Source organism: Streptomyces roseifaciens (assembly GCF_001445655.1).
GTDB classification, from domain to species: Bacteria; Actinomycetota; Actinomycetes; order Streptomycetales; family Streptomycetaceae; genus Streptomyces; species Streptomyces aureoversilis.
Genome location: NZ_LNBE01000003.1, coordinates 661,178 through 683,169, shown reverse-complemented (window position 1 = coordinate 683,169; position 21,992 = coordinate 661,178). Strand labels below are relative to the sequence as shown.

Genomic DNA, 21,992 nt, shown 5'->3' with positions numbered 1-21,992 from the left:
TGCCGCAGCCCGCTTCGGCACCGGAAGCCGGTGTCGTGGCCCCGCACCGCGGCGGCGGAGAGAGGTTGCCGGACCCGGCAGCACCGAGACAACTGGAGCCATCCCGCATGCACTCCGAGTTCGACGCGCGCGGTGCCGCCGGCACCGCGCGCACACCGCAGGACGAACCCGTCGCGATCGTCGGCATCGCGGCGCTCTACCCCGGCATCCGGGGTGCCGACGCGTACTGGAGGGCCCTGACCGAGCCCCCGCCGGCGCCCGGGGCCGGCCCGGCACCGACGCTCGCCGGCATCGAGGTCGACGTCGCGCGGTTCGGCATACCGCCCGCGCAGGCCGGGGCGCTCACGCGCATGCAGCTGCTGATGCTGGAGGCGGCCCGCGAGTGCCTGGAGGACGCCAAGGCCGGCGACCGGACGCTGCAGGCCGAGCGTACGGACGTGGTGGCCGGGGTGTGTTCCGGCCTGGACCGGCAGTACGCCAACGCGCTGCGCGTCGAGGGCAGCCGGTACGCCAGAGAGCTCGAACGGGCCGTGTCCGCACCGGAGTTCGGCGGCTCGGCCCGTACGGCCGCGCAGGCAGCCGACGAGCTGCGCACGGACCTGGTGCGGCGCCTGGGCGCCTCGCCGCACGACCGGGTCGGGGAGATGGCGAGCACCATCCCCGCCCGGATCGCGAGCGCGTTCAAGCTCCGGGGCCGCACCCTGGCCATGGAGTCGGCCGACGCGACGTCGTTCCTGGCGATCGCGCACGCCCTCGACAGCCTGCGCGGCGGGCTGTCGGAGGCCGTGCTGGTGGTGACCGGTCAGCGCGAGGAGGGCCCGTACCTGCGGGCGGCGCTCGCGGCCAAGGGCCTCGTCGCGCCGCGCACCCGGCCCTTCGCCCCGGACGGCGACGGCTTCGCGCTCGGGGAGGGCGTGGGGGCACTGCTGCTCAAACGGCTGTCGTCCGCGGTCCGCGACGGGGACCGCATCTACGCGACGGTCCGCGGGTGCGCGGTGCACCACCAGGGGCGCCCGGGCGTCTTCCGCTACTCCACGTCCGTGGAGCGGCGCGCGGAGGCGGCCCGGGCCGCCCTCCGGGAGTGCGGCGCCTCCCCGGGCACGGTCGGCTACGTGGAGTGCGGCGCCTCCGGCGTGCCGCGCGAGACGGCCGCCGAACTCGCCGCGCTGGCTTCGGTGTTCGCGGACGCGGAGCCGGGCTCCGTGGTGGTGGGCAGCGTGCGCGACCGGCTGGGGCACACCTTCGCCAACGCCGGTCTGGCCGGCGTCACCAAGGCGGCGCTGGCGCTGTACCACCAGCGGCTCCCGGCCCGGCTGCCGCAGGCGCCCGGGGCGGCGCAGGACCTCTCTGCCGCGCCCTTCCGCACGCTGGCGGAGCCGCAGAAGTGGGCCCCGGCGCCGGGCGGGGAACCGCGCCGCGCCTCCGTCAGCGGCGCCTCGCTGACGGGCACGCTCTGCCACCTGGTCCTGGAGGAGCACGAGACGGCCGGCACGGCGCCCGCACCGGCCCGGCCGCGCACCGCGCGCGCCTCCGCCGCACCGGAGCCCGTCGCGATCGTGGGCTTCGGGGGCCGGTTCGGCGACGCTCCCGACGCCGACGCCTTCTGGGCCGCCATGCTCGCCGGGCGGGACCGGATCGGACCGCTGCCGGATTCCCTGCTCGACCGGGAGCTCTACCACCGGCCGGGCAAGCTGAGCCTGACCCACAGCTACACCGACCTGGGCTCACCGGTGGAGGTGCCCGCGGCGCCCCCGGAGGGGCTGCGCATCCCGCCGCACCGCTACGCGGTCATGGACGCCGCGCAGCGGGTGGCCCTGTGCGTGGCCGGCGAGCTCCTGGCCCGCCGCGGGCGGGCGGGGTCCGGGGGCACGGCCGCGCGGCCAGCCGGCCGGGGCCTGGTCGCGATGGGCACCAACCTCAGCCTGTCCCGGGAGCGGCGCACGGCGGCCGGCCTGGCCCTGGGCGAGGTCGAGGCGGCCGTCGGCGGGCTCGCGGCGCTCGGGCACCTGGACGCGACCGGGGTGGCCACCCTGCTCGACCTGGTCCGCGAGCGCTACGCCGCAGACCCGGCCCCGGGCGGTCCGGAGGACCTCGACGGCTCCCTCGCGGGGGGCGTCGCCGCGGTGATCGCCAACGAGTACGGCCTGGACGCCGTGCCGCTGGGGGTCGAGGCGGCCTGCGCGTCGTCGCTCGCGGCGCTGGACGTGGCGGTGGGCCGGCTGCGCTCCGGCAGCGTGGACTACGCGCTGGCGGGCGGCGTCGAACTGCCCTGCAACGCCCGCGACATGGTGCTGTGCTCGGCCCTGGGGCTGCTGTCGCACGAGCGCATCACCCCCTTCGACACCGCGGCCGACGGCTTCACCCCGGGGGACGGCTGCGCGCTCTTCCTGCTCAAGCGCTACGCGGACGCGCGGCGCGACGGGGACGCGATCCACGGGCTGCTGCGCGGGATCGGGGCGTCCAACGACGCGAAGTCCCTGATCGCGCCGGACGCGGACGGCCAGGTGCGGGCCATGCGCCAGGCCTTCGGGCAGGCGGGGTTCGACCCGGCGGACGTCGGCTACCTGGAGGCACACGGCACCGGCACCCGCGTCGGCGACCGGGTCGAGATCGCCGCGGCGGCGCGGGTGTACGCGAGCCCGCACCGGCGGCGCCCGCTGGAGATCGGCTCCGCCAAGTCGTTCTTCGGCCACACCTTCGCGGCCGCCGGCGCCGCCGGGCTGCTGCGGGCGCTCCACGCCCTGCGGACCGGGGTGCTGCCGGCCAACGCGGGCCTGACCGCCGTCAACCCGGAGCTGGACCTGGACCGCATCCCCGCGCGCGTCTCCACCGGGACGGCGCCCTGGGAGTCCGCCCCCGGCCGGCCGCGCCGAGCGGGCGTGAGCTCCTTCGGCACCGGCGGCATCAACTATCACGTGCTGATCGAGGAACACCTGGACGGGCCACGATGAACTTCGACTTCGACACCGAGACCGCGGAGATGTGCGACATGGTCGTGCGCTTCGCCCGGCGCGACCTCGGCGACGGCACGGCGGCGCACGACCCGGAGGAGTTCCGGCGCCGCTGGCGGCTCGCGGGGAAGCAGGGCATCGTGGGCGCGAGCGTGCCCGCCGCGTACGGCGGCAGCGGCCTCGACGCCGTCACCACCGCGGCGCTGATGGAGGCCCTCGGCTACGGCTGTGCCGACCAGGGCTTCGCCTTCTCCGTCGCCGCGCACCTGTTCGCCGCCGTCATGCCGGTCACCGAGTTCGGCACCGAGGAGCAGAAGCAGCGCTGGCTGCCGCCGCTCGCCTCGGGCGAGGCGATCGCGGCGCACGCCATCACCGAGCCGCACGCCGGGTCCGACGCCCTGAACCTGCAGACGCGCGCCGTGCGGAAGGACGACGCGTACGTCATCAACGGCAGCAAGTGCTTCACCACCAACTCCCCCGTCGCCGACGTGTTCGTCCTGCAGGCGGCGACGTCGCCCGGCGGCGGCTTCTTCGGCCTCACCACCTTCGTCGTGGAGGCGGACACGCCCGGCCTGACCGTGGGCCCGCGCTACGACAAGGTCGGCCTGCAGGGCTCGCCGATGGCCGACGTGCACCTCGCGGACTGCGTGGTGCCGACGGCGAACGTGCTCGGCGAGGAGGGCGCCGGGGCGAGCATCTTCTCGTCCTCGATGAAGTGGGAGCGCACCTGCCTGTTCGCCACCTACGTCGGGGCGATGCGGCGCGTGCTGGAGTCGACGGTGGACTACGCCCGGGAGCGGGAGCAGTTCGGCTCGGCCATCGGCGGCTTCCAGGCCGTCAGCCACCGCATCGTCGACATGACGATCCGCCTGGAGTCGGCCCGGCTGCTGCTGTACAAGGCCGCGTGCGGGCTGGCCGCGGGCAGCGACGACGAGGTCGCGCCCGCCCTGGCCAAGGTCGCGGTGAGCGAGGCGGCGGTGCAGCTCGGGCTGGACGCCGTGCAGTTGCGCGGCGCCCTCGGGATCCTCGGCGGCGAGGCCGAGACGTTTCTGCGGGACGCCCTTCCCTCCCGCATCTTCTCCGGCACGAACGAGATCCAGAAGAACAATGCGGCCCGGGCGCTGGGCCTGGGCGGACGCCGTTCCCGGAAGCGCCGCTGACGGTGTACCGGCCACCGATACCGAACCGGCTTCCTGCAATGAACCACAAGAGAATCCAGAGGGGATTTCCGGCGTCGTGGACATGATTGTGCACCGAATTCGGCTCCGCCCGAACGTCACTCCCGCCCATTTCGAAACATGGGTCAAGGAAACGGACTACGCCACCTGCCCGGAACTTCCGAGCGTGCTGTCATTCAGCGTGCAGCGGGTATCCGCGGACCCGGCGGCTCCCGTTCACTTCTTCGAAGTCATCGGGGTGAGCAGCCGGGCCGATTTCGAACGGGACACGACAAGCGACGCCTTCGGCCGGCTGGTCGCCGATTTCGAGGGAATGGCCGAGGTCGTGGACGAAATGAGCGGAGTCCGCGTGGAGCCCGGATACCGGGTCGCGGCGGGCTGACGGGCTCCGCGCGGCGGGCCTTCAGAGGCGGCCCTGCGCCTGCCGTTCCATGGCGTCTATCAGCCCCGTCTCGTAGGCGATGGCCACCGCGCGGGCGCGGGTCCCCGCGTCCAGCTTGCGCAGGACGTGGTGGACGTGGGAGCGGACGGTCGTGTTGGAGATGGAGAGCTTCTCGGCGATCTCCGCATTGGACCGGCCCTGCGCGAGCAGCAGCATCACCTCGGCCTCGCGCGGGGTCAGGGAGCCGGCCGGCGGCGGTGCGGGGGCCGGGGGCTGCTCGGTGCGGAGCTGGTCGAGGGCCTTGCGGGCGGTCAGCGGGGCGACCATGGCGTCGACCTCGATGACCGTCTTGATCATGCGGATCAGCTCCTCGGGCGGATCCTCCAGGGAGAGCACGGCCCGCACGCCGATGCGCAGGGCCTCGAAGGCCCTGGGGGTCGTGTCGGGCCGGGCGAGGAGGATGACCTTGGCCATCCGGGAGAGTTCGGCGAGTTCACTGGTGTCGTCGATGCTCAGTGCCGGGGCCACGACGACAATGGCATCCGGAGTCATCTCCTTGGCGGCCGCCACCGTGCTGCGCACGGACGTTTTCGTGTGTGCTTCCAGGCCGTGCTGGCCCAGCAGTGCCTGCATACCCGCGCCTAGGATGAGCTTGTCGCAGCACAGCAGTATGCGCATACTCATCGAGCCTGCTTCCAGTTAACGGAACGGTTCCGAACGGAGTCACTTCGGGGAGCAGGCGCTATTGTGGCCGACGGGGTTGTGGGGGTGAAGACCGCCCAAGTCCCCCCGCCGGCGGTTCGACGGCTCATTGACGTCATCTCCGTGGCCACGGCATCCCCCTGAACGTCTCACCCGACTGTACGCCAGCGGCAACTGACGGCCGGGCGTCCCGCCAGGTTTTGGCGGGAAATATGTCACGGTAAAGGCGGCGGCAAGGAGCAGTATCCCCGACCGCGCGGCGTACGGGTTCCGGGCCTGGCCGGAATGTTCCGCTGCTTTTCCGGCAGGCCCGCGGACGGGCCGGCCGGCCCGGATTGTCCCCTGCTGCGCCACGTGGTCCGGAGTGCGGAGCAGGCCCTTTCAGACCGTGCGGTGATCCGCCGCTCCGGCGCTCCGGGGTGCCGGAGGGAAGGCCGTACGGGGCCGGCCGACACGGCTGACGAAGAAGAGCCTGCCGGAAAGGCCCAGTTGCTCCTGGAGCATCGCCCGCAGGGGGTCGTGCTGCATGACGACGCTCAGGGGGTGCAGGGCCAGCCCCGCGGTGGCCGCGTGCAGCCAGTAGTCGGCGATGCGCGCGCCGCCCCGGAAGGCGTCGGCCACCCCGGGGGCTTCCTCCGCGAAGTTCATCAGCACGACGGCGGGAGTGCGGCGGACCCCGGCGGCCAGGCCTCCGGCGAGCGACCGGTCATAACCGAAGCGGCACAGGAATTTCATCACCGGCGGGGACAGGGCGATCCGCTTCGCGAGCCGCTGCCGGGCCGACATTGGCCCGAAAAGCTGGGTCACGGGGAAGCCGTCGCCGTGGGCGCGCACCGCCGCCGGGCTCCAGCGGATGTACGAGTGGGTTTCCCGCCACGCCGCCGCGTGGCTGAAATCGATCCCTCCGTGACGGGCGAGGAAGTCGGCGAAGGCATCGCGTTCATGACGTCCCGTCAGGTGACGGATCTCCGTCGCGGGTCCCCCGGTGGGCGGGTGGCGCGCGAGGGCACCGAGGAGCTCCGGGTCGAGGGGCCGCTCGTCGTACGGGCCGCGGTTGGTGTGCCGGGCGCGGGCCGCGTCCGACAGGGCGGTCAGGCTCTCGGCGGCCTCCCCGGTCCGGCGCAGCGCCGCCGTCCACAGCAGCGACCAGTCCCGGGGCCACGGGCCGCCGGGCAGCCGGGAGTCGGCGCCGGGCCCCCCTCCCCCGTCGCCCCCGCTCTCGTGCGCCCGCTCCCGTACGAGCGCCCAGCCCTGGGCGGCCAGCGCCCGGGAGAGCATCCGCCAGTAGGCGGCGCAGCTCAGCCGCATCTCCAGCAGGTGGGCGGGCAGGGCCGTGAGGCTGCGCCGGCGGTCGACGGCGAGGGCGAGGTAGACGTGGGTGCCGTCGTCCGGGCAGCCGAGCAGGTCGGCCGCGGCCCGGCGCGCCGGCCGGCTCTCCAGCCGGGCGAGCGCCCAGGGCTGGCAGTTGTGCGACGAGGGGCTGAGGGCGGCGATGCCGGTGGCGTGCCGCAGGGCCTCGGGGAAGGGCGCGCCGAGGCCGGGGGCACGAGAAGTGGTCGGTGTCATGGGTCCGTTCATCACGTCCATACCAGGGCGAGGAAGTAGCCGTCGATCCGCCGGGCCCAGCTGTGCAGGCGGCCGTCGCCCGCCGAGGGCGCGTGGCGCAGGAGGTCGGGCCCGGGCCGCCACGTGTAGGTGTGGTCGTCGTGCCAGGCGTGCAGGGCGACCTCGCGGGGGTCGATGCGCAGGCCGAAGCCGAAGTGCTTGAGGACGGCCTCCTTGCAGGCCCAGCGCAGCGGCAGGGGCATGCCGGCGAGGCGGCGGCGGTCGGGGTCGGCGCAGGCCGCGGCCCGGTCGTCGCCGGCGGTCAGGAGCGAGGTGAGCATCGGCGGCATGCGGCGCTGGTGCTCCAGGTCGACGCCGACGGGGCGCGGCCCGCACACGGCGATGGCGAAGTCGCCGGAGTGGGACAGGCCCACGTCGACGGGGGCGTTGACGACGGGTTTGCCGGCCCGCAGCCCGTGGGCGACGGCGCCGACCCGGATGTCGCGGGTGCGCCCGGTCCGGCCCCAGTGGCGTCGGCCGTGGGCGAGGACACCGTGCTTGACGGCGAGGCGGCCGGCGAGCCACTCGTAGCGCCGCTTGGGCAGGCGCAGGCCCGCCGCGTGGGCGGCCTCGTCGTCGGTCAGGTGGCGGGCCTCCAGCGCGGCGCGTACGGCGTCGCCCTGGGCGCGCAGCCAGGCGATGGACACGACGGCGGCGGTGAGCTGCTCGGCGGGCCGGGCCAGGTGCAGCGGGCGCGCGGGGTCGAGGGCCAGCGTCTCCCCGGCGAGGCCGCCCGGACGGGGCCGCGGGGGCGCGGCGAGGGTGTCAGCGGTCGACATCGGGCGGCAGCAGGAAGGGGTAGGGGCGGTGGCGCACCTTGAGGTGCCAGGCGCGGTCGGCCTTGCGCAGCCGCTGGATGAGCTCCCACATCGAGGCGTCGCCCTTGTAGTACTTGGCGACCTCCTCGGCGGTGAGGGCGGGCGTGATGCGGGCGTTGGCCTGTTCGAGGAAGCCGGGGATCAGGCCGGCCAGCTTCTCCTTGTGGAGGTTGCCGAGGAAGTCGAGGACGACGCCGCGCGGTGTGTAGAACTTGTCGAAGATGGACTTGGACATCGCGATGCGGACGGGGTCGCGCAGGAGCCAGGGCAATGAGGTGAAGAAGAGCCGGACGTCGAGGCGTTCGCGGCCGCGGGCGTCGCGCATGAGGGGCGAGGTGACGTCGAGGTAGACGAGTTCGCCGTCGAGGTCGATCCAGTTGGACGCCTGGGCGTCCAGGCCGAGGATCGGGGAGACGCAGCCGTGCACGCGGTCGAGGAAGCGGGTGAAGAAGTCCCCGGCCCAGGCGTCGCCCTCGCTGTGCAGGAGGTGGGGGACGAGCCGTTTGACGGGCAGGGTCCGCTGGACGCAGTAGCCGACGATCCGGCCCGAGGGCAGCTCGGTGTGCCACAGCCGGGTCTCGGCGACGTGGATGCCGGCGGCGCGCAGGCGTTCGATGTACCGGTCGAGGGTGCGCCCGTAGGCCTCGAAGCGCTTGCGTCCGTCGAAGACGGGCAGCCGCTTGCAGGCGAAGGCGCCGCGTGCGGTCTCCAGGGCGAGGACGAGGGTGACCTCGCCGTAGCCGAGGACGGTCAGCCCGCGGGGGTCGCCTGCGGCGAGCGCGTGCTGGACCTGCTGTTCGAGTTCCCGGAGGTCGTCCTCCGGGACGGTGAACGTCATGGGACGGGGTCACCTGCTTCCGGTCTGCTGAGGTGTTCGTCCCGCCGCAACGGCGGGTCACCACTGCGGCGGGGTCCGGCGGAATCCGTCCCGGCCGGCGCCGCCACGTGCCCGGGATCCGCCGGAACGGCATCACGCCGCGACGAAGACGAGCGCCGCGTTCTGCCCCCCGAATCCGAACGACGTGGACAGCGCCGCGTCGAGGGCCGTCTTGCGGGGGCCGCCCGCGACGACGTCCAGTTCGACGGCCGGGTCCAGCTGTTCGAGATTGGCGGTCGGCGGGACGAGCGAGCGTTCGACGGCGAGGACGGTGAGCGCGGCCTCGATGGCGCCCGCGGCGCCGAGGGTGTGCCCGAGCACTCCCTTGGTGGAGGTGACGGCGGCGCCGTCGCCGAGCGCCGTGCGCAAGGTGGCCGCCTCGACGGCGTCGTTGAGGCGGGTCGAGGTGCCGTGGGCGTTGACGTGGCCGATGTCGCCGGGGGCGGTGCCGGCCTGCTCCAGGGCCGCGCGGACGGCCGCGAGGACGGCCCGGCCCTCCGGTTCGGGCGCGGTGAGGTGGTGGGCGTCGGCGGAGGCCCCGTAGCCCGCGAGGAGCGAGCGGACCCGGGCGCCGCGGGCGCGCGCGTCGGCCTCCCGCTCCAGTACGAGGATGCCGCTGCCCTCGCCGATGACGAAGCCGTCGCGGCCGGCGTCGAAGGGCCGCGAGGCGGCGGCCGGTTCGTCCAGCCTCCGCGAGAGCGCGCCCATCTGCGCGAAGCCGGTGACCATCAGCGGGCTGACGCCGGCCTCCGCGCCGCCGGTGACGACGATGTCGCAGGCGCCCTCGCGCAGCAGCTGGGCCGCGGTGCCGATGGCGGTGGCCCCGGAGGAACAGGCCGTGGCGGTCACGAAGTTGGGGCCGGTGGCGCCGAGGTCGATGGCCAGGTTCCCGGCGGCCATGTTGGGGACCAGCATGGGGACGAGGAGCGCGGAGACCTTCGCCGGGCCGTGCTCCAGCATCCGGCGGTGCTGTTCCTCCCAGGTGCTCACGCCCCCGAGCCCGCAGCCCACGACCACGCCGACGCGCGCGCCGTCCCACTGCGCGGGGTCGAGCCCGGCGTCGGCCACCGCCTCGCGCGCGGCGACGATCGCCAGCTGCGTGAAGCGGTCGTGCATCAGGGCGCTGCGGCGGCCGACGTGCCGGGCGGGGTCCAGTCCGGGGACGGTGCACGAGATGTCCACCGGAAGCCCTTCCAGGGCGGGGTTGCGGGTGGCCGCGGAGACGCCCGCGCACACGCCGTCCCAGGTCGCCTCGGTGCCGATGCCGGCCGCGGTGACCAGCCCGAGGCCGGTGACGGCGACCGGTGCCGCGGCGCTCACGGCGCCGCGGCCGCGATCTCGTTCGCGATCACCTTCACCACCGTGGCAATGGTGTCGGTCGGCGCGGCGGCCTCCTCGCCGATCTTCACCTGGAACTCGGACTCGATGACGAGCAGCAGCTCGACGAGGAACAGCGAGTCCATCTCCAGTTCCTCGAAGGTCACGTCCGGGCCGATGGCCGCGCGGTCCACCGCGAAGCGGTCGACAAGCAGGTCCACCAGCTTGTCGTAGACAGGGCTCATGGTGCGGTCCGCCTTTCCCGTGGGGTCGGGTGCCTCACCGGGCCTTTTGCGGCACGCCGTCCGGCCCGGTGTGCGGCAAGTCTGGACGGCCGCGCTGACGGGGGGCTGACGGATGGCTGACCCCGGACCGGGTCAGCCATCCGTCAGCGTCCGGTCAGCCCGGGTGAGCAGACTCGGCACGCCGGAGCCGTCCGGCTGTCCGCATCGGAGGAGCGCTCGCGTGGTTTGCTTCCGTCCCAGCCGCACATCTTTCCGGAGGGCCGAGCACGGGCCCCGGCGCCGGGGCGGTGCCCGGTGACGCGGGCGGCCGTCGTGGCCGGAGTGGGCAGCGCGCTGCCACCGGTGCCCGTCACCAACGACGAACTGGTGGCGGCGCTCGACACCTCCGACGAGTGGATCCGCTCCCGGACCGGCATCCGGCAGCGCTACTTCGCCCCGGACTCCATGGCGACCTCCGACCTGGCCGCGGGGGCCGGCGCCAAGGCGCTGAAGTCCGCGGGCGGGCGGCCGGTCGACACCGTGGTCGTGGCGACCACCACGCCGGACCGGCCGTGCCCGGCGACCGCGCCCACCGTGGCGGGCAAGCTGGGCCTCGGCCACGTCGCGGCCTACGACGTCGCCGCGGTGTGCTCCGGCTTCGTCTACGCCCTGGCGACCGCGGCGGGCCTCATCGCGTGCGGCGCCTCCGACGGGGTCCTGGTCATCGGCGCGGAGACGTTCTCCCGGATCCTCAACCCGGCCGACCGCTCCACCGCGGTGATCTTCGGGGACGGGGCCGGGGCCCTGGTCCTGCGGCCCGGCACGGAGGGCGAGACCGGCGCGCTCGGCCCCTTCGACCTCGGCAGCGACGGCGAGGGCCTGGAGCTGATCACGGTGCCGGCGGGCGGCTCCGAGCGGCGCCCGCACGCGCCGCGCGAGGAGGACCACTACTTCACGATGCAGGGCAAGCAGGTCTTCCGGCTCGCCGTGCAGCGCATGGGGCACTCGGCGCGCACCGTTCTGGACCGCGCCGGGTGGCGGGTGAGCGACGTCGACCACCTCGTCAGCCACCAGGCCAACCACAGAATCACCGCCCGCCTGGCCGACGAGCTGGGCATCCCGCAGGAGCGCTGCGCCGGGAACATCGCCGAGGTCGGCAACACGGCCGCGGCCTCCATCCCCCTGGCCCTCGACCACGCCCACGCCGGAGGGACGCTCCGGCCCGGGGCCCGGGTGCTGCTCACCGCCTTCGGCGGCGGCCTCACCTGGGGGGCGACGGTGCTCACCTGGCCCGCCCTCGACCGCGACTGACGGCAAGGAAAGCGATGACCCCTCAGAAACTGATCACCGATTACATCGTCGAGGTCTGGATGGACGGCGACGCCGGCGGGCTGGAGCCGGACACGCCCATCGACGAGCTGAACATCATCGACTCGGCGGGCGTCTTCGACCTGGTCCATTACCTGCAGCAGGAGTTCCGCGTCACCGTTCCGCTGCGGCAGATATCGCCGGCGAACTTCCGTTCCGTCAACGCGATCTCGGCCCTGGTCGGCCGGCTGCAGGCAGGGGAAGGAGCGACGACCGCATGACACACCTCATGGACGGACCGCAGGAGACCGTGCGCATCCACCGGAAGGTCGTGGGGATCGTCGCCGAGCGGACGCTCTACGACGAGTCCCAGCTGCTGCCCGACAGCCACTTCGAGGGCGACCTCGGCATCGACTCCGTCATCCTGGAGTCGATCCTGGTGTCGGTCGGCGAGCAGTTCGGCATCGAGGGGCGGCTGCCCGGCGACATCACCACGATCCGCGAGCTCGTCGCCCGGGTGGAGGGCGCGCTGGGCGTGCCCCCGGGCGCGGAGGAGGCCGGGGCACCGGCGGAGGCGGAGGGCGCGGACGCCGTCCTGGAGGCGGTGCTGGCCGCCGCCGTGCGGCAGACGCAGTACCAGCGCAGCCAGCTGGCCCTCGACGCGGACTTCGAGAGCGAGCTCGGCATCGACTCGGTCATCCTCACCTCGCTGGTCGCCGAGGCCGCGCAGGAGCTGGGCCTGCCGGAGACCGCGGTGGGCGCGGTCACCGCGCAGACCCTGCGCGGCCTGGCCGCCGAGCTCGCCGCCCTGACGGCGCCGGCCGGAGCGGCCGGGCGCGCCGGGGACGGCTCCTGGGACGACCGCTCGATGAAGGACTTCGTCGAGCAGCGCGACCCCGACCTCTTCGCCAAGGCCCGTGGCTTCGGCGCCTACCGGCGCCGGCGCGAGGAGGAGCGGCTGTACTGGTACGGCATGCCGCTGGTCTCCCGCTGCGAGAACCGGGCCGTCATCTACGACGAACTGGAGGGCCGCGAGCGCGAGTTCCTCATGTTCGCCTCGAACAACTACCTGGGGCTCGCCAATCACCCCAAGGTCGTCGAGGCGGTGTGCGAGGCCACCCGCGCCTACGGCGCCACCCACACCGGCTCCCGCTTCATCGGCGGCACCAACATGCTGCACAAGGAGCTGGAGCGGCGCCTGGCCGCCTTCAAGCAGCGCCCGGCCGCCATCGTCTACCCCGGCGGCTACGCGGCGAACCTCGGCGCCATCTCGGGCCTGGTCAAGAGCTACGACACGCTCGTCGTCGACAAGCTCAACCACATGAGCATCGTCGACGGCAGCAGGCTGTCGGGCGGCGTGCGCAGGATCTACCGGCACAACGACATGCAGGATCTGGAGCAGGTGCTGCGCCGCGGGGCGGAGCAGGGCAGCACGGGCGGCGGCACGCTGATCGTCGCCGACGGCGTCTTCAGCATGCACGGCGACGTCTGCGACCTGCCGGAGATCGTCCGGCTGGCGAAGACCTACGGCGCCCGCGTGATGATCGACGACGCCCACGCGACGGGCGTGCTGGGCGCGCGCGGCTCGGGCACGGCCGAGCACTTCGGGCTCAAGGGCGAGGTCGACCTCGAACTGGGCACCATGAGCAAGGCCCTCGCCGGCATGGGCGGCTTCGTCGTCGGCGAGGAGGAGGTCGTCGAGTACCTGCGCTACTACTCCAACTCCTACGTGTTCGCCGCCAACATCCCCGCGGGCGTCGCGGCCGGGCTGATCGCCTCGCTGGACGTCATCGAGTCCGAGCCCGGGCGCGTCAAGCGGCTCTGGGCCAACATCCACGCGCTCCGCGACCGGCTGCGCAAGGCCGGGTTCGACCTGGAGCGGACCGAGAGCGCCATCCTCCCCATCGTCATCGGGGACGAGCGCAAGGCCATGGAGATGGGACGCGCCGTGCGGGCGCGCGGCCTGTTCTGCCAGACCGTGGTCTACCCGGGCGTACCGCTCGGCGACGCCCGCCTGCGGGTCAGCGTCACATGCGAGCACACGCCGCAGGACCTGGAGCTCGCGACGGAGATCTTCATCGAGTCCGCGACGGAGACCGGCGTCCTGCCGCGATCCGAGTGAGCGAGGAAGTGCACACCACCATGGGCGCCTTCAACACCAGCGTGATCCGGCTGCGGCGGGACCTCCCCGCCGGGCAGGCCGGCCGTCCGGCCTTCGTCGGCGAACACCCCCTGACCTACGGCGAGTTCACGGCCTCCGTCGATGCTCTCACCTGCCGGCTGCTCGACCTCGGGGTCCGCACCGGCGACCGGGTGGCCGTCTGGATGGACAAGCACCCGCACTACGCCGAGGCGATCCTGGCGACGGTGCAGGCGGGCTGCGCGTACGTCCCCCTGGACGGCGGGCAGCCGGCGGGCCGGGCCGGGACCATCCTCATGGACGCGGAGCCGGTCGTGCTCTTCACCGACCGCCGCCACCTGGACCTGCTCGCGGGCAGCGACCTGCCGTCCTCCCTGGAGGCCATCGTCACCACCGGCGAGCCTCCGGCGGGCGGCCACGTGTCCGGCGTGCCCGTCCACTCCTGGGAGGGCTTCGCGCGGGTCAGGGCCGGGCGGGTGACGATACTGCCCGCGCTCCAGCCCTCCGACCTGGCGGCGATCCTCTACACCTCCGGTTCGACCGGGGTGCCCAAGGGCGTACGGATCTCCCACCGGAACCTGGCCAACTTCGTCGGCTGGGCCCGTACCGAACTCGACGTGGGGCCCGACGACGTGTTCGCCAACCACGCGTCGTTCAACTTCGACCTCAGCACCTTCGACCTCTTCGTCGCGCTGTCCGTCGGCGCCTCGGTGTGGATCGTGGCCGACGCGGCCGCCCGGGACGTCCCGGCGCTGGCCGCGGGCATCCGCGAGCACGGCATCACCGTCTGGTACTCGGTCCCCTCCGTCCTGCACCTGCTCACCGCGTCGGGCGTGCTCACCCCCGACGTCACCCGGAGCCTGCGCTACGTGCTGTTCGCGGGCGAGGTCTTCCCGATCCCGCAGCTGCGCGCCCTCGCGGACCGGCTGCCCGCCGCCACCGCCCTGTACAACCTCTACGGGCCCACCGAGACCAACGTCTGCACCTACCACCGGGTGCGCCCCGGGGACCTCCTGCGCGACACGCCGGTGCCCATCGGGGCGCCGATCACCGGCGCGCGCGTGAGCGTCGTCGCCGACGGCCGGCCCGTCGACGTGCCCGGCGCGATCGGCGAACTCGTCGTCGAGGGCGACTGCGTGACCCCCGGCTACTGGCGGCGCCCCGACGAGCCCGCCGCCGCCTTCCACTGCCAGGGCCGCCACCCCACCGGCGACCTCGTCAGCTACGAGGACGGGCAGCTGGTCTACCGCGGCCGCAAGGACCGCATGGTCAAGCTGCACGGCTACCGCGTCGAACTCGGCGAGATCGAGGCCGCGGCGCTCTCCCACCCCGCCGTCGCCGAGGCCGCGGTCGTGCTGCGCACCGGACAGGAGGCGGACGCCCAGCCCCGCATCGCCCTCTACTACACGCTGCGCCCCGGCGCCGTGCGGCCCGGCCTGGTGGCGCTCAAGCAGCACTGCGCCCGCGTCCTGCCCCGCTACATGCTGCCGCAGACGGCGACCTGCCTCGACCGGCTCCCGCACAACGCCAACGGCAAGACCGACTACCGGCGCCTTGACCACGAGGCGGCCCAGCCCACCGCAGCGCCTGCCGGCACTGCCAGCAAATGACGGAGACCATCTTGAGTCGAGGACCGATCGGGAAGCCCTGGCCCGGCGGCGAACCGGAGACCGTGGCGGCGCTGCTCCGGCACCGCGCGGACCGGACGCCGGACGCGCTCGCCTACCGCTTTCTCCCCGGTGCCGACGACGCGAGCGAGTCGTGGAGCTACGGGGAACTGGACCTGCGCGCCCGCACCGTGGCGGGGCGGCTGCTGCGCGAGAACCTGGGCGGCAGGCCCGTCCTGCTGCTCCACCCGCCGGGCCTGGACTACATCGCGGCCTTCTTCGGCTGCCTCTACGCCGGGGCGATCGCCGTCCCCGCCTATCCGCCGGACAGTGCGCGCTTCGGCCAGACCATGCCCCGGCTCGCGGCCATCGCCCGGGACTCCGGGGCCACGCACGCCTACACCACCGCCGACGTCCGCGAGGCCGCGCGCGCCAGGCCGGAGGAGATCTCCGCGCTCGGCCTGGCCGGGCTGACGTGGCTGACGGCCGGCGACCTCGGGCCCGCGGACGCGGAGGCCTGGCACGAGCCGGGCACGGCCGGCGGCTCCCTCGCCTTCCTGCAGTACACCTCGGGGTCGACGTCCGACCCCAAGGGCGTCATGGTCACCCACGCCAACCTCGTCCGCAACCTGCGCTCCATCCACGTGCGCCTGGAGCACGACGAGGACTCCGGCATGGTCTCCTGGCTGCCGCCGTACCACGACATGGGGCTCATCGGCGGCATCCTGACCCCGCTCTACGGAGGCTTCCCCGCCCACCTGATGGCGCCGGCCACCTTCGTCCGGCGGCCGCTGCTGTGGCTGGACACCCTCTCCCGGACGGGGGCGTCGACCAGCGTCGCGCCCAACTTCGGCTTCGAGCAGTGCCTGCGCCGGATCACCGACGAGCAGCGCGACGCCCTCGACCTGAGCACCTGGCGGCTCGCCCTCAACGGCGCCGAGCCCGTACGGGCCGAGACGCTGGAGCGCTTCGCCGACCGCTTCGCCCCTTGCGGCTTCGACCGCCGGGCCCTGCTGCCCTGCTACGGGCTGGCCGAGGGCACCCTGATGGTCACCGGCATCGGCGCCGGACAGCCGCCCGTCCTCGGCGCGTTCGACACCGGCGCCCTGGCCCGCGGCGAGGCGGAGCCCGCCGCGGAGGGCGCGGAGCGGGTGACCCGGGTCGTCGGCTGCGGCACGCCCGTCCCGGACGTCGAGGTCGCCGTGGTCGACCCGGACACCCGCCGCCGGGCGCCCGAGGGCCGCGTCGGCGAGATCTGGGTGGCCGGGCCGAACGTCGCCGAGGGCTACTGGGGCCGGCCGGAGGCCACGGACGAGTCGTTCGGCGCCCGCATCGCCGGCGAGGAGGAGACGGCGGAGACGGCGGAGACGGCCCATCTGCGCACCGGCGACCTGGGCTTCCTGCGCGACGGCCAGCTCTATGTAGTGGGCCGCACGAAGGACATCGTCATCGTGCAGGGCCGCAACCACTACCCGCACGACGTCGAACTGACCGCAGAGAAGGCGACGGACGCCGTCCGCCCCGGCTGCGGCGCCGCCTTCGGCATCCCCACCGCGCAGGGCGAACAGCTCGCTCTGGCCTACGAGTTCGGCGGCGGCGACCCCGCGGCGGCCCTCGCCGCGCTGCGCACCGCCATCGCCGAGGAGCACCAGGTCGCCCCGCACACCGTCGTCCTGCTCAAGCGGTCGACGGTGCCCAAGACGACCAGCGGCAAGATCCAGCGGCAGGCGTGCCGGGCGGCCCTGACGGGCCTGGAGCTGTCCGTGGTGGCGGCGAGCGTGGTCCGCGACGACGCGGGGCCGTCCCCCGCGGCCCGCCCGGGCCGCAAGGAGGCGGTGGAGGCGGTCGCGCGCGTGCTGGGCCGGGCGGCCGGCCCGGACGACGTCGCCGACCGCGGCTTCGCCGAACTCGGCCTGGACTACGCGGGCCTCCTGGAGGCCGTGGGCGCGCTGGAGCGGGAGTTCGGCGTAGCGGTCCCGGTGGGAGAGCTGCTGGTGCGCCCGCACGCAGCAACGCTCGTCGAACTGCTGCTCGCGACCGGGCCCGGCGGGAGCGCGGACCCGAACGGCGTGACCCCGGCCGTGGACGAGGCCGACGGGAGCATCCGGGCAGCCGGCGCCGGCACGCCCGCGGACCGGCCCGGCACGGGCACGTTCGTGAGCCGGACCGGTGAGGGCATGCCCGCCGGCCGGCCCGGCGAGGGCGCGTTCGCGGACGCACCCGGCGCGGGCGCGACCGGCGAGGGGCCGCGAGCGGGCGTGCCCGGCTACGTATCCGTGCACGGCACCGACGCAGCCGGCACCGGGCCCGGCGCCGGCACGCATGCGGGCCGGGCCGGCGGCGAAGGACCCGGCGCGGGCGTGCCCGGCGCGCCCGGAAGCGCGCCCCGTACCGCCGTCGTCGAAGCGTGGCTGGCCGCGCGGATCGCGGAGCGGCTCGGTCTGCAGGCCTCCGCGATCGACCGGGACCTGCCCTTCACCTCCCTCGGGCTCGACTCCCGGCAGGCGGTGGCCGTCACCGGCGAACTGGGCGCCTGGCTGGGCCGCGAGCTGCCCGCGGGCCTGGTCTTCGAGCACCCGTCCGTCCGCGCGCTGGCGGCCCGCCTCGGCGCGCAGGAGCGGCCCCGGCCCGCGGCCGCCCCCGCCGCCCCGGCCCCCGGCGAGCCGATCGCGATCGTCGGCATGGGCTGCCGCTTCCCGGGCGCCCCCGACGTGGACAGCTACTGGCGGCTCCTGCTGGACGGCCGCGACGCGGTCGGCGAGGTGCCGCGCGACCGCTGGGACCCCGCTCTCGTCGACGCCCCCCGCCACGGCGGGTTCCTGGACCGCGTCGACGCCTTCGACGCCCGTTTCTTCGGGATCTCGGCGCGCGAGGCCGAGCGCATGGACCCGCAGCAGCGGCTGCTGCTGGAGGTCGCCTGGCAGGCCTTCGAGGACGCGCACGTCACGCCCGCGCACCTGGCGGGCAGCGAGACCGGCGTCTTCGTCGGCATCAGCAGCCACGACTACGCCGAGCTGCAGATGCCGCACCTGGAGGCGGTCGACGTCTACTCCGCGACGGGCAACGCCCAGTCGGTGGCGGCGAACCGGCTCTCGTACCACTTCGACCTGGCGGGCCCCAGCCTCGCCGTGGACACCGCGTGCTCGTCGTCGCTCGCCGCCGTCCACATGGCGTGCCAGAGCCTGCGGTCGGGCGAGTGCCGTACCGCGCTCGCCGGCGGGGTGAACCTCCTGATCACGCCGGGGCTGTCGGTGGCGTTCGCGCAGGGCGGGATGCTCTCCGCGGACGGGCGCTGCCGGACCTTCGACGACGCGGCCGACGGCTACGTGCGCGGCGAGGGCGTGGGCCTCGTCCTCCTCAAGCCGCTGTCCGCGGCCCTGGCCGACGGCGACCGCGTCCACGCGGTGATCCGGGGCTCCGCCCTGGGCCACGGCGGGCGCAGCAACGGCCTGACGGCGCCGAAGGGTTCGGCGCAGCGCACGGTGATGGCACGGGCCCTGGCCCAGGCCGGCCTGGAGGCTTCCGCGGTCGGCTACGTCGAGGCGCACGGCACGGGCACGGCGCTGGGCGACCCCGTCGAGTGGGGGGCGCTGGCGGGCGTGTACGGGCAGGGGCGGGCCGCGGAGGAGCCCTGCCTGGTCGGCTCGGTGAAGACCAACATCGGCCACCTGGAGGCGGCCGCGGGGATCGCCGGGCTGATCAAGGCGGCCCTGGTCACCAAGTACCGCCAGGTGCCTCCGTCGCTGCACCTGACCACGCCCAACCGGGGCCTGGACCGGGAGGGCGCGGGCCTGGAGGTGGCCACGGACAGGCGTGCGCTGCCGGTGCGGGACGCGGCGCGGGCCGGGGTGAGCTCGTTCGGGTTCGGCGGCGCCAACGCGCACGTCGTCCTCGAGGCGGCGCCCGAGGTCCCGGCCGCCGCCCCGGCCACGGGACCCCCGCGCCCGCGGCACGCGCTGTGCCTGTCCGGGCACACGCCCACCGCCCTGGCCACGCTCGCGCGCCACTACCGCACGCACCTCGCGGCCCACCCGGACGCGGACCTGCGGGAGGTGTGCCACTCGGCGAACACCGGGCGTGCCCACCTGGCCCACCGCGCGGTGCTCACCGGCACGTCGGCCGCCGGCCTGGACGCCGCGCTGGAGGACCTGGTGCGCGACCGGCCCTCGACGGCGGCGGTCCGCGGCCACGTGCTGGGCCGGCCGCAGCCGAAGGTGGCGTTCCTCTTCAGCGGCCAGGGCACCCAGCACACGGGCATGGCGAAGGAGCTGTACGGCACGCACGAGGCGTTCACGCGCACGCTCGACCGCGCCGACGCCGTGCTGCGGCCGCTGCTCGGCACCCCGCTGACCCGGCTGCTCTTCGACGAGGACGGTGCCGCGCAGCTGCGCAGCACGCGGTACTGCCAGGCGGCCCTGGTCGCCCTGGAGGCCGCGCTGGCCGGGGTGTGGACACGGCTGGGCGTGCGCCCGGCGGCCGTGCTCGGGCACAGCGCGGGCGCGATCGCGGCGGCGGCCGTCGCCGGGGCGGTGTCCCTGGAGGACGCGCTGGCCCTGGCTGCGGAGCGCGGGCGGCTGATGGACGCGCAGCCCGGCGACGGCGCGATGATCGCGTGCGTCGGCGACCCCGGCGCGGTCCGCGCGGTGGCGGAGGACTTCGCCTCGGTCGCGGTCGCGGCGGTCAACACCGGTGACCACCTGGTGCTGTCGGGCGAGGCCGCGGAGATCGCCGCGGCGGGCGAGGCCCTGCGCGGACGCGGCATCACCGTACGGCCGCTGGTGGTCTCGCACGCCTTCCACTCCCCGCTGATGGCGGGCGCGGCGGACCCGCTGCGGGAGGCGGCCGGGCGGATCGCCTTCGCGGAGCCTGCCGTCCCCTGGGTCTCCGACGCCACGGGCGAGCTCACCGGCCGCCCCGACGCGGGCTACTGGCGCACGCACATGCTCGGCACGGTGCGCTTCGCCGACGGCTTCGCGACGCTGCGCCGGCTGGGCTGCGACGCGTTCGTGGAGGTCGGCCCGCATCCGACGCTCCTCAACCTGGGCCGGTCGATGACCGCGGCCGAGCCCGGTGCGGCGGACGCCCCGGCGCCGCTGTGGCTGCCGACGCTGCGGCGCGGCGGCGACGCGTGGGAGTCGCTGCTGCAGTCGCTGGGCCGGCTGCACTGCGCGGGCGGCGCCGTGGACTGGGCCGCGCTCGACGGGGAGGACGCGCCGCGGCACGTCCCCGTGCCGCACGCCGTCCTCGAACGGGAGTCGTACTGGTTCACGGCCCCTGCGGAGCGCGCCCGGCTGTCGGCCGTGACCGGCCCCGCCCTGCCCGCCGCCGCACCGTCCTCCGTGCTGCGGGAGCCGTACGCCCCGGCGGCCGGCGACGCGGGTGTCGAGGGCAGCGTCCTCGGCCACATCGCGCGGATCTGCGGCTTCCCCGCCGAGCAGATCCCGCCGTACGCCCGCCTCGGCGTGGACCTGGGGTTCGACTCGCTGATGCGGACCGATCTGCAGCGCAGCATCGCCGCCCAATTCCCCGATCGGATGGACGAATTGCAACGTGACCTTCCCGAGGACCCGACGGTACGGGACCTGGTGGACCGGCTGGGCGACGGCGGCGGACCCGTTCCGCAGGCGCCTGCCGCCCCCGCCCCCGCCCCGGCGCAGGCCGTTCCGCCCCTGGTGCCGCAGCCCGCGCGGCCGGCGGTGAAGCAGGAGTACGCGTTCGAGGAGTGGGCCGAGTACGCCGAGCTCCAGGGGCGGCTGCGGCAGGCCCGGTCCGGCGGCTCGAACCCGTACGGCCGCTCGCACGAGGGCTTCAACTCCGCCGAGGCCACGATCGGCGGCCGCAAGGTCGTCAACTTCGCCGCCTTCAACTACCTGGCGCTGTCGGGGCATCCGCAGGTGCGCCAGGCCGCGAAGGAGGCCATCGACCAGTACGGGACGTCGGCGTCGGCGACCCCTCTGCTCTTCGGCGAGACGCCGCTGCACCACGAGCTCGACGCAGAGATCGCCTCGTTCCTGGGCACCGAGGCGGCGATCGTCTTCGCGGGCGGCCACGCCACCAACGTGGCCACGGTGGGGCACCTCTTCGGGCCGGAGGACCTCATCGTCCACGACGAGTGGAGCCACGACAGCACCGTGCGCGGATGCGTCCTGTCGGGCGCGCGGCGGCGGCCGTTCCCGCACAACGACTGGGAGGCCCTGGACCGGATCCTGACCGCGCTGCGCGGCCGGCACCGGCGGGCGCTCGTGGTGATCGAGGGTGCCTACAGCCAGGACGGCGACATCCCGGACCTGCCCCGGTTCATCGAGGTCAAGCAGCGCCACGGCGCCATGCTGATGATCGACGAGGCGCACTCGGTGGGCGTGCTCGGGGAGACCGGGCGCGGCATCGGCGAGCACTTCCCCGTCGACCGGGCCGACGTGGACCTGTGGATGGGCACCCTCAGCAAGGCGATCGGCAGCCTCGGCGGCTACATCGCGGCCCGCGAGCCGATCGTCGAGTACCTCCGCTTCACCGCTCCCCTGCACATCTTCAGCACCGGCATCTCGCCGGCGAACGCGGCGGCGGCCCTGGAGGCGATCCGGGTGATCCGCAAGGAGCCGCAGCGCGTGGCCCGGCTGCGCGAGCTGTCGGACTTCTTCCGCGCCGGGGCCCGGGAGCGCGGACTGGACATCGGGGTCTCCCGGGCGTCCGCCGTCATCCCGGTCATCACGGGCGACTGGGAGAAGACGATGGCCCTGTCGAACTCCCTGCTGGAGCAGGGCGTCAACGTCATGCCCATCGGCTATCCGGCCGTCGAGCGCGACAAGTGCCGGCTGCGCTTCTTCGTCAACGTCGACCACACCGAGGTCGACCTCGAAACCTCCCTCGACCTTCTGGTGTGATC

Annotated in this window: 14 protein-coding genes; 8 read left to right on the top strand and 6 right to left on the bottom strand. The window is 74.6% G+C overall.

Features of this window, described 5'->3' with window-relative positions; genetic code table 11:
- The first annotated feature begins 107 nt into the window (after nucleotides 1-107).
- From AS857_RS08875 to AS857_RS08865, 3 genes are all read left to right on the top strand, one after another.
- Entirely contained in the window at nucleotides 108-2,951 is a 2,844-nt protein-coding gene (locus AS857_RS08875) for a beta-ketoacyl [acyl carrier protein] synthase domain-containing protein (protein ID WP_079110185.1), read from the top strand.
- Nucleotides 2,948-4,111, top strand: coding sequence for an L-prolyl-[peptidyl-carrier protein] dehydrogenase (gene redW, locus AS857_RS08870; protein WP_058042581.1), 1,164 nt, complete (start codon nucleotides 2,948-2,950; stop codon nucleotides 4,109-4,111). Before AS857_RS08875 ends, redW begins: the two co-directional genes overlap by 4 nt.
- A gap of 82 nt (nucleotides 4,112-4,193) precedes the next feature.
- Nucleotides 4,194-4,511: a RedY protein gene (locus AS857_RS08865; protein ID WP_338058262.1), complete on the top strand. Its 318-nt coding sequence runs from the start codon at nucleotides 4,194-4,196 to the stop codon at nucleotides 4,509-4,511.
- 21 nt (nucleotides 4,512-4,532) lie between these two features.
- On the opposite strand, the gene AS857_RS08860 is transcribed toward AS857_RS08865, so the two are convergent.
- The 6 genes from AS857_RS08860 to AS857_RS08835 all read right to left on the bottom strand — a co-directional run bounded on the left by AS857_RS08860 (nucleotide 4,533) and on the right by AS857_RS08835 (nucleotide 10,075).
- Complete coding sequence (locus AS857_RS08860) at nucleotides 4,533-5,195, bottom strand: response regulator transcription factor (RefSeq protein WP_058042579.1); 663 nt, start codon at nucleotides 5,193-5,195, stop codon at nucleotides 4,533-4,535.
- Between the two features lie 399 nt (nucleotides 5,196-5,594).
- The gene (locus tag AS857_RS08855) at nucleotides 5,595-6,779 is read right to left on the bottom strand and encodes a nitroreductase family protein (RefSeq protein WP_058042578.1); all 1,185 of its coding nucleotides are present in this window, start codon (nucleotides 6,777-6,779) and stop codon (nucleotides 5,595-5,597) included.
- A gap of 11 nt (nucleotides 6,780-6,790) precedes the next feature.
- A complete protein-coding gene (locus tag AS857_RS08850) occupies nucleotides 6,791-7,597 on the bottom strand; it encodes a 4'-phosphopantetheinyl transferase family protein (protein ID WP_058042577.1) in 807 nt (268 codons plus the stop codon).
- The gene (locus AS857_RS08845) at nucleotides 7,584-8,474 is read right to left on the bottom strand and encodes a DUF6206 family protein (RefSeq protein WP_058042576.1); all 891 of its coding nucleotides are present in this window, start codon (nucleotides 8,472-8,474) and stop codon (nucleotides 7,584-7,586) included. The genes AS857_RS08850 and AS857_RS08845 overlap by 14 nt, the downstream gene beginning before the upstream one ends.
- 132 nt (nucleotides 8,475-8,606) lie before the next feature.
- On the bottom strand, nucleotides 8,607-9,833 hold the full coding sequence (locus AS857_RS08840; RefSeq protein ID WP_058042575.1) for a beta-ketoacyl-[acyl-carrier-protein] synthase family protein: 1,227 nt from the start codon (nucleotides 9,831-9,833) through the stop codon (nucleotides 8,607-8,609).
- Nucleotides 9,830-10,075 carry an acyl carrier protein gene (locus AS857_RS08835; protein ID WP_058042574.1) on the bottom strand — a complete coding sequence of 82 codons (246 nt, stop codon included), beginning with the start codon at nucleotides 10,073-10,075 and terminating at the stop codon, nucleotides 9,830-9,832. Before AS857_RS08835 ends, AS857_RS08840 begins: the two co-directional genes overlap by 4 nt.
- 294 nt (nucleotides 10,076-10,369) lie before the next feature.
- Between AS857_RS08835 and AS857_RS08830 the strand changes: the two genes are divergently transcribed.
- The 5 genes from AS857_RS08830 to AS857_RS37405 are packed head-to-tail and all read left to right on the top strand — an operon-like array spanning nucleotide 10,370 to nucleotide 21,990.
- Nucleotides 10,370-11,365 carry a beta-ketoacyl-ACP synthase III gene (locus AS857_RS08830; protein WP_058042573.1) on the top strand — a complete coding sequence of 332 codons (996 nt, stop codon included), beginning with the start codon at nucleotides 10,370-10,372 and terminating at the stop codon, nucleotides 11,363-11,365.
- A 14-nt stretch (nucleotides 11,366-11,379) separates the two neighbouring features.
- Entirely contained in the window at nucleotides 11,380-11,643 is a 264-nt protein-coding gene (locus tag AS857_RS08825) for an acyl carrier protein (protein WP_058042572.1), read from the top strand.
- Entirely contained in the window at nucleotides 11,640-13,484 is a 1,845-nt protein-coding gene (locus AS857_RS08820) for an aminotransferase class I/II-fold pyridoxal phosphate-dependent enzyme (protein ID WP_058042571.1), read from the top strand. The genes AS857_RS08825 and AS857_RS08820 overlap by 4 nt, the downstream gene beginning before the upstream one ends.
- 20 nt (nucleotides 13,485-13,504) lie before the next feature.
- A complete protein-coding gene (locus AS857_RS08815; protein ID WP_058044009.1) occupies nucleotides 13,505-15,112 on the top strand; it encodes a D-alanine--poly(phosphoribitol) ligase in 1,608 nt (535 codons plus the stop codon).
- Nucleotides 15,113-15,123: 11 nt separating this feature from the next.
- Nucleotides 15,124-21,990: a type I polyketide synthase gene (locus tag AS857_RS37405; RefSeq protein ID WP_058042570.1), complete on the top strand. Its 6,867-nt coding sequence runs from the start codon at nucleotides 15,124-15,126 to the stop codon at nucleotides 21,988-21,990.
- The last annotated feature ends 2 nt before the right edge of the window (nucleotides 21,991-21,992 follow it).

Bases quoted from the DNA above. Each gene is read 5' to 3' on its own strand.
- AS857_RS08875 (WP_079110185.1), top strand. From the start codon at position 108: ATGCACTCCGAGTTCGACGCGCGCGGTGCCGCCGGCACCGCGCGCACA.
- redW (WP_058042581.1), top strand. From the start codon at position 2,948: ATGAACTTCGACTTCGACACCGAGACCGCGGAGATGTGCGACATGGTC.
- AS857_RS08865 (WP_338058262.1), top strand. From the start codon at position 4,194: ATGATTGTGCACCGAATTCGGCTCCGCCCGAACGTCACTCCCGCCCAT.
- AS857_RS08860 (WP_058042579.1), bottom strand. From the start codon at position 5,195: ATGAGTATGCGCATACTGCTGTGCTGCGACAAGCTCATCCTAGGCGCG.
- AS857_RS08855 (WP_058042578.1), bottom strand. From the start codon at position 6,779: ATGACACCGACCACTTCTCGTGCCCCCGGCCTCGGCGCGCCCTTCCCC.
- AS857_RS08850 (WP_058042577.1), bottom strand. From the start codon at position 7,597: ATGTCGACCGCTGACACCCTCGCCGCGCCCCCGCGGCCCCGTCCGGGC.
- AS857_RS08845 (WP_058042576.1), bottom strand. From the start codon at position 8,474: ATGACGTTCACCGTCCCGGAGGACGACCTCCGGGAACTCGAACAGCAG.
- AS857_RS08835 (WP_058042574.1), bottom strand. From the start codon at position 10,075: ATGAGCCCTGTCTACGACAAGCTGGTGGACCTGCTTGTCGACCGCTTC.
- AS857_RS08825 (WP_058042572.1), top strand. From the start codon at position 11,380: ATGACCCCTCAGAAACTGATCACCGATTACATCGTCGAGGTCTGGATG.
- AS857_RS08820 (WP_058042571.1), top strand. From the start codon at position 11,640: ATGACACACCTCATGGACGGACCGCAGGAGACCGTGCGCATCCACCGG.
- AS857_RS08815 (WP_058044009.1), top strand. From the start codon at position 13,505: ATGGGCGCCTTCAACACCAGCGTGATCCGGCTGCGGCGGGACCTCCCC.